This is a genomic window from Acinetobacter sp. CIP 64.7, from assembly GCF_000369745.1.
Lineage (GTDB): Bacteria > Pseudomonadota > Gammaproteobacteria > Pseudomonadales > Moraxellaceae > Acinetobacter > Acinetobacter fasciculus.
Genome location: NZ_KB850182.1, coordinates 1 through 9,421 on the forward strand (window position 1 = coordinate 1; position 9,421 = coordinate 9,421).

Below are 9,421 nucleotides of genomic sequence, written 5' to 3' on the forward strand. Positions count from 1 at the left end.
AAGGTATGAGGGAAGCAATGCTTGCTGCTAAACATATGAATCAGGTTCCAGAAGGTATGAGAGAAGCAATGCTTGCTGCTGAACGTATGAATCAGATTCCAGAGGAGCTGAGATCGCTTGAAGAGGAAAATATTCTTAACAATATGAAAAATTGGTACAAACCAAATAATTGACTTTATTAAGTTATCTTAAAATTAACATAATACACGTTATGCGAAATTAGAAAAATGAGTTTATTGCACTGATATTTATCTGTTTTTTAAATTTTAGACCTGGGTTGGTGCCCAGGTTTTTTTATTGCGTATAACAACCATTATATTAAATGGATATAAATTTAGTGGATTATTCATGCTTCCCCTTGAGAAAAACTTGCAGACCCTTTTTAAATTTGTAATCCTTGCGCCCAAGGGTGTCTAGCTAAGCTAAGGCAGGTGTTTGTTGTAGTCGGGCCGCTACAATATTGATGAAGAGCACCTGTATGTTTAATTTCAAGATTTTTAATAAAGTCTCTACGGAAGTATTGACGATCAAAAATGACCTTCAGCTTAATGCTGAGCTGCAATTAATTAATAAATATAAAACGGCTATTTCTGAAGATTATAAACAGGCTATTGTTTTGATCTTTAAAGAACGTGGCTATACACGTTTGGAAATAGGTCAATTACTTGGGGAGCTAAAAGCTTCATAAAATACCGATTAAACAAAGCTTGGATATAACATCCAGGCTTTATAAAAAAGTACCTAGCTGTTACCCTTGTCCTGATTTTTTTACTCTAAAAAGTTCCTTCATCTTATGACACTTACGCCACCTTAAGTTTATTTACCGTCTTCAATCTGTAAATAACTCATCACTGTCTAGTGATGTGGTGTAGTCGCTTGTGTGTTGTATATATCACATCACTAGCCTATCTGAAAAATTAAAAAACAGGCTATGTTTATGTTATCTAATGTCCGAGAACAGTGGTTCTCTAACATCCGTGGGGATGTACTTGCCGGATTAGTCGTCGGTCTTGCACTCATCCCTGAAGCCATCGCATTTTCAATTATTGCAGGTGTAGATCCTAAAGTTGGTCTATACGCATCCTTCTGTATTGCCGTCGTGATTTCTTTCGTAGGTGGCCGTCCAGCAATGATTTCAGCTGCCACAGGGGCTATGGCACTGCTTATGGTTACATTGGTCAAAGAACATGGGCTTGAATATCTGCTGGCAGCAACAATTTTGACAGGCGTGATTCAGATATTGGCAGGCTATTTAAAGCTCGCCAAGTTAATGCGGTTCGTATCTAAATCTGTAGTTATTGGATTCGTAAATGCGTTAGCAATCTTAATTTTCATGGCTCAGTTGCCGGAATTGATTAATGTGACCTGGCATGTATATGCTCTGGTTGCTTTAGGTCTGGCGATTATTTATCTCTTTCCTTTGGTTCCCCAATTAGGAAAATTACTCCCTTCTCCACTTGTCTGCATCATTGCAATCACATTACTGGCAATTGCTCTAGGAATTGATGTACGAACTGTGGGTGATATGGGATCGTTACCTGACACACTTCCAATGTTCTTGATTCCAAATATTCCTTTGAATATTGAAACATTGATGATTATTTTGCCTTATTCAGTCGCACTGGCGGCTGTAGGTTTACTTGAATCGATGATGACAGCAACTATCGTGGATGAAATGACAGATACGCCAAGTGATAAATATCAGGAATGTAAGGGACAAGGGATTGCGAATATTGCTTCTGGCTTTATGGGGGGGATGGCTGGCTGTGCGATGATTGGTCAATCTATGATTAACGTAAAATCAGGTGGCCTTACACGCTTATCAACATTCTCTGCGGGTATTTTTCTTCTTATTCTGGTTGTATTTATCAGTGACTGGCTCAAAGTGATTCCAATGGCTGCATTGGTAGCGGTAATGATCATGGTCTCTATCAGTACCTTTGAATGGAGTTCTGTCACTCAGTTAAAAGATAATCCTAAGAGCAGTAATATCGTTATGATTGCGACTGTGATTGTAGTTGTTGCTACGCATAACCTAGCTTTGGGTGTGTTAACAGGCGTATTACTTTCAGCCTTGTTCCTGGCGAATAAACTTGAAAATGATATCCAGGTAACTGCATCTTTTGAAGGAACAGCCCGTTTATATGATTTGAGAGGTCAGATCTTCTTTAGTTCTTCTGAAAAATTCATGCAAGGTTTTGACTTTAAAGAGGATGTAAAGGATGTGATTATTGATTTGACCCATTCTCACATTTGGGATGTAACATCAGTCGCCATGCTTGATTCTGTTGTAAATAAATTTCAAAAGAATGGTGTGAATGTCACTGTGCGTGGCTTAAATGAAGCCAGCTCTATTATGATTGATAAGTATGGAACACATGCCAGAATCTAAGCGCAGGAGATTTTACGTTTATGTAGAATCTCTAAAATTAACATAATACACGTTATACGAATTCCCAAGGCATGGCTTTTAGTCATGCTTTTTTTATCAAAAGAGTATAGCTGAATGATAGCGAGCCAAATCGCATACAATATCTATCATTATACTTAATGTAATAATTAAATGATAGTGTTATCATTAATCTAATAGAATTAAGATTAAATGATAGAAATGAATACACGTATTTATCTACGAGCTTCAACTAAAGATCAAGATGCAGAAAGGGCTTTGCAGATTCTTCAGGATCTAAACCAAAACTTGAATTTGGGTAAAACCATTGTGTACGTGGAAAACTATAGTGGTACGAAGTTAGACCGACCTGAATTGAATAAGCTACTGTCAGAAGCAAATCAAGGTGACCCCTTGTTGGTTGAAAGTATTGACCGATTATCACGCCTAACCCAACAGGATTTTCAAGAGCTGAAGCGCAGGATTCAGGAGAAAGGACTTCGATTAATTGTGGCAGATCTTCCTACTACCTACCAAATGATTCAAACCAGTGACAGCATTACTCATTCAATCTTGGAACTCATCAACAATATGTTGATTGATCTCCTGGCAACAATGGCCCGCCTGGACAATGAGAAACGTATAGAACGTATTAAGCAGGGCTTAGCGCGTTCGGGTTACAAGCCAACAGGTAAGAAAGCCAATGAGGCTAAGCACAAACGAATAAAAGAATTGCTAGCAGCTGGCAATATGACTAAGGAAGAAATTGCCAAAGCAGTGAATTGTGGAGTTGCAACTGTTTATCGAGTTGCTAAGGCCATTTAAAAAATGGCTTGTATCAGTGCTACCCTTATGTCATATCTATTTGTAGTGGGAAAAGGCATTCTTAAAGATTAGAAGAAGGTATTAATAATGAGAAAGCATTTGATTTTCCTGGTTTTTATTTTAGCTCTAGTTGTTAAGATCAATAATGATCATAAAAAAAGGGCAAGTATTAAATTAAAAGACCGGCCTATTTTCAAGCCGGTCTTTTATATCGTCGAGCATCATGACTTTATCATAGATATATGAATATTAAGATAAATAAAAAGCCCTATAGTCTCTCCCGTTACTATAAGGCTTATAAATCTCTGCAACTTTTTTCTTAACTACCTACTTTTCCGATGTAGGTTGTGAATATATTTTACCTATTGGTAAAATACAAAGCTATAAGACAAAAGATTAATATGCTAGGAATTTCGCATAACCACAATTATGTTAAATGAATGTGTAATTTCATAGAAATTTCCACTATTTAAATGAGGTAATAAAAGCTTTAAAGCTAGTTTATAAACGATTCATATGTTACACCCTACTTAAAATTATAGTAGTTTCTTAAATAAGGTATATATCTTAATTGACTAGGAATATAATACATCTGACAATTTCCTTTATTCATCTTAACTTTATTAAGATCCTTTTGGAGCATTCCCATGCAATGGACTAAACCAGCTTTTCAAGATATCCGCATTGGTTTTGAAATCACAATGTATTTCGAAGCACGCTAAGGTTTAAGAGACTTAAATCAAATAAAAGCCCTAGACGACTAGGGCTTTTATTTTTTGGAAAGAGTGATCTATGTATATTCATGTTTTAGGTTCAGCAGCGGGCGGTGGTTTCCCACAATGGAACTGCAATTGCCACAATTGTCATGGTCTTCGTCAAGGCACGATTCAAGCTAAAGCACGCACCCAGTCTTCAATCGCTATTTCTGAAAATGGTATCGATTGGATTCTATGCAATGCGTCTCCTGATATTCGTCAGCAGCTTTTTGATTTTAAAGCGGCACAACCTGCACGCAAATTACGTGATACAGGCATCACCAATGTGGTGTTGATGGACAGTCAACTTGACCATACCACAGGTCTATTAACGCTTCGTGAAGGCTGCCCGATTAAAGTGTGGTGTACGGACATGGTGCATCAAGATTTGACTACAGGATTCCCGATTTTTAATATGTTAAAACATTGGAATGGTGGATTTGAATATCGTCAAATTGATCCAAAATCTTCTTTTAAAATTGAAGGATTTGAACATTTAGAGTTCACGCCTTTAATCATTCGAAGTGCTGCGCCACCTTATTCTCCCCACCGTCACGATCCACATGATGGCGATAATATTGCACTGATTGTGAAAGATCTAAAAACCCATAAGCAGCTCTTCTATGCACCGGGTTTAGGCAAAATTGATGATCAAGTGATGCAAATCATGCAAGCTTCAGATTGCGTCATGATTGATGGCACCTTGTGGACTGATACTGAAATGCAAGAATACGGTGTTGGTAAAAAAACGGGTCAAGAAATGGGTCATTTACACATTAGTGGTGAGGGGGGGTCTCTATCTTATTTAGATCAACTCGAAAATACGCGTAATGTGCTGATTCATATCAATAACACCAATCCGATCTTAAATGAACAGTCTCAACAAGCTGCAGAATTAAAAGCGCACGGGGTTGAAGTGGCTTTCGATGGTATGCAGATCGATTTATAAGGTGACATGATGCAACAGATTACAGAAGCCTTAAGTCCAGAAGCGTTTAAAGAAGCGATTCTTGCCAAAGGTCAGTATTATCATATTTACCACCCTTTTCACATTATGATGCATGAAGGGAAAGCGACACAAAAGCAAATTCAGGCTTGGGTGGCAAACCGTTACTATTACCAAATTAATATCCCACTGAAAGATGCGGCCATTATGGCCAATTGTCCTGATCAACGTGTGCGTCAAGAGTGGATTCAACGCATGATCGATCAAGATGGTATTTATCCTGATGGCGGTGGTCGTGAAGCGTGGTTAAGCTTGGCAGAAGCAGTGGGATTAACCCGCGAACAGGTGGTTTCTGAAGAATTGGTATTGCCTGGTGTACGTTTTGCCGTAGATGCTTATGTTAATTTTGCGCGTCGCACCACTTGGCGTGAAGCAGCAAGTAGTTCCTTAACTGAATTATTCGCACCACAAATTCATCAGTCTCGTTTAGAGTCTTGGCCGAAACATTATCCTTGGATTCAAGAACAGGGTTATACCTACTTCCGTTCTCGTCTAAGTCAAGCACGCCGCGATGTAGAACATGGTCTGACCATCACCTTAGATTCGTTTAAAACGGTTGAAGAACAAGAGCGTATGCTCGAAATCTTACAATTTAAATTGGATATTCTTTGGACCATTTTAGATGCTTTGACTTTGGCCTATGTGCATAACCAAGCGCCTTATCATAGTGTCACCGCTGATCATGTTTGGCATAAGGGATTATTCAAATGAGTTTACCTGAATTAGATTTATCGATTATTCCAACATGGCGTCAAGGTTATCGTTTTCAGTTTGAACCGGCTCAAAATGCGTATGTTCTCCTGTACCCTGAAGGTATGATCAAATTGAATGAAAGCGCGAGTGAAATTGGTCAGTATATCGATGGACAAACCACGATTGCTGATATTATTCAAAAAGTCACCGCAAAATTTGGTGATATCCCTGAAATCAAACAGGACATTATTGAATATATGTTGGTTGCTCAACGTGAACATTGGATTGATTTAGCATGAAAGCAACTGTAGGGCTGCCACTGTGGTTATTGGCTGAATTGACTTACCGTTGCCCTTTACAATGTCCTTATTGTTCTAATCCTCTTGATTATGCTTTGCATAATCAAGAGTTGAGCACACAGGAATGGTTTAATGTTTTTGACCAAGCACGCCAAATGGGAGCCGTTCAACTGGGTTTCTCAGGGGGTGAACCTTTAGTTCGTCAAGATCTTGAAGAATTGGTGGAGTATGCACATCAAAAAGGTTTCTATACCAATTTGATTACCTCAGGTATGGGCTTAAACGAAGCACGGATTGCAGGGTTAAAACAAGCAGGTTTGCAACATATTCAAATCAGCTTTCAAGCCAGTGATCCCGTCGTGAATAATGCCCTTGCTGGCTCTAAACATGCATTTCAGCAAAAGTATGATATGTCACGTCTGGTGAAACAGTACGGTTATCCTATGGTGCTGAATTTCGTTATTCATCGGCATAATATTGATCAAATTGATCAAATCATTGAGCTCTGTTTGGAGTTGGAAGCGGATACCGTTGAATTGGCGATTTGCCAATTTTATGGTTGGGCCTATGAGAACCGTCAGGGCTTATTACCGACCAAAGAACAATTGGTTCGTGCTGAACGCATTACTAATGAATATCGTCAAAAAATTCAGGAACAAAATATCAAGTGTAAATTGATTTTTGTGGTCCCGGATTATTATGAAGAACGTCCAAAAGCCTGCATGGACGGATGGGGTAAAATCTTTTTAACAGTCTCTCCAGATGGGACTGCCCTACCTTGTCATGCGGCACGTCAGCTCCCCATTCAATTCCCAAATGTTAAAGAGAGTCAACTTTCCGAGATTTGGTATGACTCACTGAGCTTTAATGAATTCCGTGGTGATGACTGGATGCCAGACATGTGCCAAAGCTGCTCAGATAAAGATCGAGATTATGGCGGTTGTCGTTGTCAGGCATTTATGATGACGGGTGATGCTAAAAATGCTGATCCTGTTTGTGGTAAATCACCTGATCATTATAAGATTTTAAATGCTCGAATCGAAAGTGAAACCCCGATTCCTTTTGATCAACTGGTGTTTAGAAATCCTAAAAATTCTAGACAACTCAGTCAAAAACAATTGATTCCAACACGTACCGTGAGCGACTAATCAGGACACTTGAAGACATGATCTTTGATGGACATAATGACCTATTGACCAGTCTATGGCTCAGTTCTGCCAAAGATCCAGTGCATGAATTCCTTCATGGTACGTTGCCTGGACATTTAGATTTCAAACGTTGTCAGGAAGCACAATGGATGGGAGGATTATTTTCAATTTTTCTCCCCCCTTACGGCTATTTGCAAAAGCATCATCCGGAAAAAATTAAAGATCGCACTGCAACGGATTTTAGTGAAGAACAGATCATTGAGATTTGCACTGCTCAGTTGGAAATGGCTCAGCAGTTGCAATTACGTTCTGAAGGCAAAATTCAGATTTGCACATCTTTAGAACAAGTGAAGACCTGTTTTCAGCATCAGCAATTGGCGATTGTGCTGCATTTAGAAGGTGCCGAGGTTTTAGAATGCGAACCTAAACTTTTGGATACTTTTTATGAAAAAGGTTTACGGAGTATCGGGCCACTTTGGAATCGGAAAAGTCGGTTTGGGGATGGTCTGAATGCATCTTTCCCGCATTCGCCAGACACTGGATCAGGTTTAACGGAACAAGGCAAAGAATTAGTACGCATCTGTGAAAACAAAGGCATGATCATTGATGTCTCTCATATGAATGAGCGCGCTTTTTGGGATACTGCGGATATCCTTAAAGGCTTTAATCAGCCGATTGTCGCTACCCATTCCAACGTGCATGCCTTGTGTGCTCAAGCGCGAAATCTCACAGATTCGCAATTACAAGCCATTCAACGAAGTCATGGCATGGTCGGTATTAATTTTGATGTGGCTTTTTTAAGAAGCGATGGACAGCGTGATCCGAACACCTCAATTGACACCATTATCGATCATCTCAGTTATTTACTTGAACATTTGGGAGAAGATCATGTTGGGTTTGGTTCAGATTTTGACGGTTGTTTGCTGCCATTGGAGTTGGGTGATGTGACATATATGCCTTACCTACTTGAACGTATGCAGCAACGTGGTTTTTCTGAAGCGCTGATCGAGAAAATCAGTTCTCAAAATTGGTTTAACTTTTTAAATCAAATATTGAAGGCATAATTGTGTTTTCTTTAGAATACTTAAAATTAACATAACACACGTTATACGAAGTTAAAAATGGGAGCTATAAGCTCCCATTTTTAGTCTTTAATTCGCTTTTTCGCTTCGTCATAAACTATGCTATCAGCTCGTTTTCCGACGGTAATGAGCAGGATAACTACCTGATCATCTTTAACTTGATAGACAAGTCGGACACCAGCTTTTAATAATTTGATTTTATAGCAACCTGCAAGATCGCCTCTAAGCATGTTCTTTGGAATATGTGGCTGCTCTATGACTTTAGCTAGTTTCTTTTTAAATTGATCTCGTATAGCAACAGGGAGTTTTTCCCATTCTGCTGTAAAGTCCTTGTGACGTAAAAGCTTATAAGTCATCTAATGTGACTTCCTCAAACATCTCTTTAGGATCGTTAATGCGCTTACGGACAAGAGCTAATAATTCTTCATCTTCTTCCGAAAGCAAAGCTTTTTTGACAGGCAGTTTCCCAGTCGTAGCAACATATTCAAGAATACTAGTGAAGAAATCCGTAGGTGCAATACCTTGCTCTTTAAGGATTGAATAAGATTTTTCTTTAAGGGCTTCATCGACCCTGAAGTTAACAGTAGCCATCATATTTCCCAAGTGTTTAATGTACTAGGATTAGTGTAATGCAAATTGCATTACAAGTCGACTTCGCATAACAGCCATTATGTTAAATGGGCTGAATATTACTGAATTTATTCAATGATTTTTACTTAAAATCCAACGATATTTAATATCGTTTCAATATTGAATATTGTTGCAATATTTGATATTGTTGCTTTATTCATTAAGGAATTTATATTATGAAGGTTTCAGGTTTAAACAGTAGCGGATGTATTCTCTCAAGTATGGCTAAAACTCATTTAGAGAAAGGTTGGTTTGATGGTGCATGTATAAAAGGGAAAGATAATAACTTTATTATTTTTTTTACAGGTAAAGACGCAGATTGGGATGGAAAACCATTGATGCTTAGTAGTTCTAGAAACCCATTCGAACCAAGAGTATTTAAAAGTATTGATGGTGCTGCTGCTGAGTTAAGCAGAATAGGAATCCAAAAAATTATTTTGGTTCTTACAGATATAACCAATAACATTTAGTTAATATTTCCTAAAATTAACATAATACAGGGCAGAGTAAAACTTGAAGTGCGACATAAACCACCTAATTAATTTAAAGGGTTTATGGAGTATATAAAATTGTCATACCATCATCTTAACTTTG

Annotated in this window: 12 protein-coding genes; 10 read left to right on the forward strand and 2 right to left on the reverse strand. The window is 38.3% G+C overall.

Going from position 1 to position 9,421, the window contains the following annotated elements; genetic code table 11:
- Positions 1–478: 478 nt before the first annotated feature.
- From F890_RS16605 to F890_RS16640, 9 genes are all read left to right on the forward strand, one after another.
- A complete protein-coding gene (locus F890_RS16605; RefSeq protein WP_004282305.1) occupies positions 479–688 on the forward strand; it encodes a hypothetical protein in 210 nt (69 codons plus the stop codon).
- A 249-nt stretch (positions 689–937) separates the two neighbouring features.
- Positions 938–2,392: a SulP family inorganic anion transporter gene (locus F890_RS16610; RefSeq protein ID WP_005268008.1), complete on the forward strand. Its 1,455-nt coding sequence runs from the start codon at positions 938–940 to the stop codon at positions 2,390–2,392.
- A gap of 210 nt (positions 2,393–2,602) precedes the next feature.
- Positions 2,603–3,214, forward strand: coding sequence for a recombinase family protein (locus F890_RS16615; protein ID WP_005268011.1), 612 nt, complete (start codon positions 2,603–2,605; stop codon positions 3,212–3,214).
- 647 nt (positions 3,215–3,861) lie between these two features.
- A complete protein-coding gene (pqqA, locus tag F890_RS18355) occupies positions 3,862–3,936 on the forward strand; it encodes a pyrroloquinoline quinone precursor peptide PqqA (RefSeq protein ID WP_075107140.1) in 75 nt (24 codons plus the stop codon).
- A gap of 70 nt (positions 3,937–4,006) precedes the next feature.
- Positions 4,007–4,918, forward strand: a complete 912-nt coding sequence (pqqB, locus tag F890_RS16620) for a pyrroloquinoline quinone biosynthesis protein PqqB (RefSeq protein ID WP_004781092.1) — start codon at positions 4,007–4,009, stop codon at positions 4,916–4,918.
- A gap of 9 nt (positions 4,919–4,927) precedes the next feature.
- The gene (gene pqqC, locus F890_RS16625; RefSeq protein ID WP_005254635.1) at positions 4,928–5,686 is read left to right on the forward strand and encodes a pyrroloquinoline-quinone synthase PqqC; all 759 of its coding nucleotides are present in this window, start codon (positions 4,928–4,930) and stop codon (positions 5,684–5,686) included.
- Entirely contained in the window at positions 5,683–5,967 is a 285-nt protein-coding gene (gene pqqD / locus F890_RS16630; RefSeq protein WP_004781094.1) for a pyrroloquinoline quinone biosynthesis peptide chaperone PqqD, read from the forward strand. The genes pqqC and pqqD overlap by 4 nt, the downstream gene beginning before the upstream one ends.
- Entirely contained in the window at positions 5,964–7,115 is a 1,152-nt protein-coding gene (pqqE, locus tag F890_RS16635; protein ID WP_005254636.1) for a pyrroloquinoline quinone biosynthesis protein PqqE, read from the forward strand. The genes pqqD and pqqE overlap by 4 nt, the downstream gene beginning before the upstream one ends.
- 17 nt (positions 7,116–7,132) lie before the next feature.
- Positions 7,133–8,179, forward strand: coding sequence for a dipeptidase (locus tag F890_RS16640; RefSeq protein ID WP_005254637.1), 1,047 nt, complete (start codon positions 7,133–7,135; stop codon positions 8,177–8,179).
- Between the two features lie 80 nt (positions 8,180–8,259).
- On the opposite strand, the gene F890_RS16645 is transcribed toward F890_RS16640, so the two are convergent.
- Complete coding sequence (locus F890_RS16645) at positions 8,260–8,553, reverse strand: type II toxin-antitoxin system RelE family toxin (RefSeq protein WP_000221358.1); 294 nt, start codon at positions 8,551–8,553, stop codon at positions 8,260–8,262.
- Positions 8,543–8,788: a type II toxin-antitoxin system RelB/DinJ family antitoxin gene (locus F890_RS16650; RefSeq protein WP_000246756.1), complete on the reverse strand. Its 246-nt coding sequence runs from the start codon at positions 8,786–8,788 to the stop codon at positions 8,543–8,545. Before F890_RS16650 ends, F890_RS16645 begins: the two co-directional genes overlap by 11 nt.
- A 215-nt stretch (positions 8,789–9,003) precedes the next feature.
- Between F890_RS16650 and F890_RS16655 the strand changes: the two genes are divergently transcribed.
- The gene (locus F890_RS16655) at positions 9,004–9,297 is read left to right on the forward strand and encodes a hypothetical protein (protein WP_005268016.1); all 294 of its coding nucleotides are present in this window, start codon (positions 9,004–9,006) and stop codon (positions 9,295–9,297) included.
- Positions 9,298–9,421 lie beyond the last annotated feature (124 nt).

Excerpts from the sequence above, each read along its gene's own strand:
- F890_RS16605 (WP_004282305.1), top strand. The coding sequence starts at position 479 with ATGTTTAATTTCAAGATTTTTAATAAAGTCTCTACGGAAGTATTGACG.
- F890_RS16610 (WP_005268008.1), top strand. The coding sequence starts at position 938 with ATGTTATCTAATGTCCGAGAACAGTGGTTCTCTAACATCCGTGGGGAT.
- F890_RS16615 (WP_005268011.1), top strand. The coding sequence starts at position 2,603 with ATGATAGAAATGAATACACGTATTTATCTACGAGCTTCAACTAAAGAT.
- pqqB (WP_004781092.1), top strand. The coding sequence starts at position 4,007 with ATGTATATTCATGTTTTAGGTTCAGCAGCGGGCGGTGGTTTCCCACAA.
- pqqC (WP_005254635.1), top strand. The coding sequence starts at position 4,928 with ATGCAACAGATTACAGAAGCCTTAAGTCCAGAAGCGTTTAAAGAAGCG.
- pqqD (WP_004781094.1), top strand. The coding sequence starts at position 5,683 with ATGAGTTTACCTGAATTAGATTTATCGATTATTCCAACATGGCGTCAA.
- pqqE (WP_005254636.1), top strand. The coding sequence starts at position 5,964 with ATGAAAGCAACTGTAGGGCTGCCACTGTGGTTATTGGCTGAATTGACT.
- F890_RS16640 (WP_005254637.1), top strand. The coding sequence starts at position 7,133 with ATGATCTTTGATGGACATAATGACCTATTGACCAGTCTATGGCTCAGT.
- F890_RS16645 (WP_000221358.1), bottom strand. The coding sequence starts at position 8,553 with ATGACTTATAAGCTTTTACGTCACAAGGACTTTACAGCAGAATGGGAA.
- F890_RS16650 (WP_000246756.1), bottom strand. The coding sequence starts at position 8,788 with ATGGCTACTGTTAACTTCAGGGTCGATGAAGCCCTTAAAGAAAAATCT.
- F890_RS16655 (WP_005268016.1), top strand. The coding sequence starts at position 9,004 with ATGAAGGTTTCAGGTTTAAACAGTAGCGGATGTATTCTCTCAAGTATG.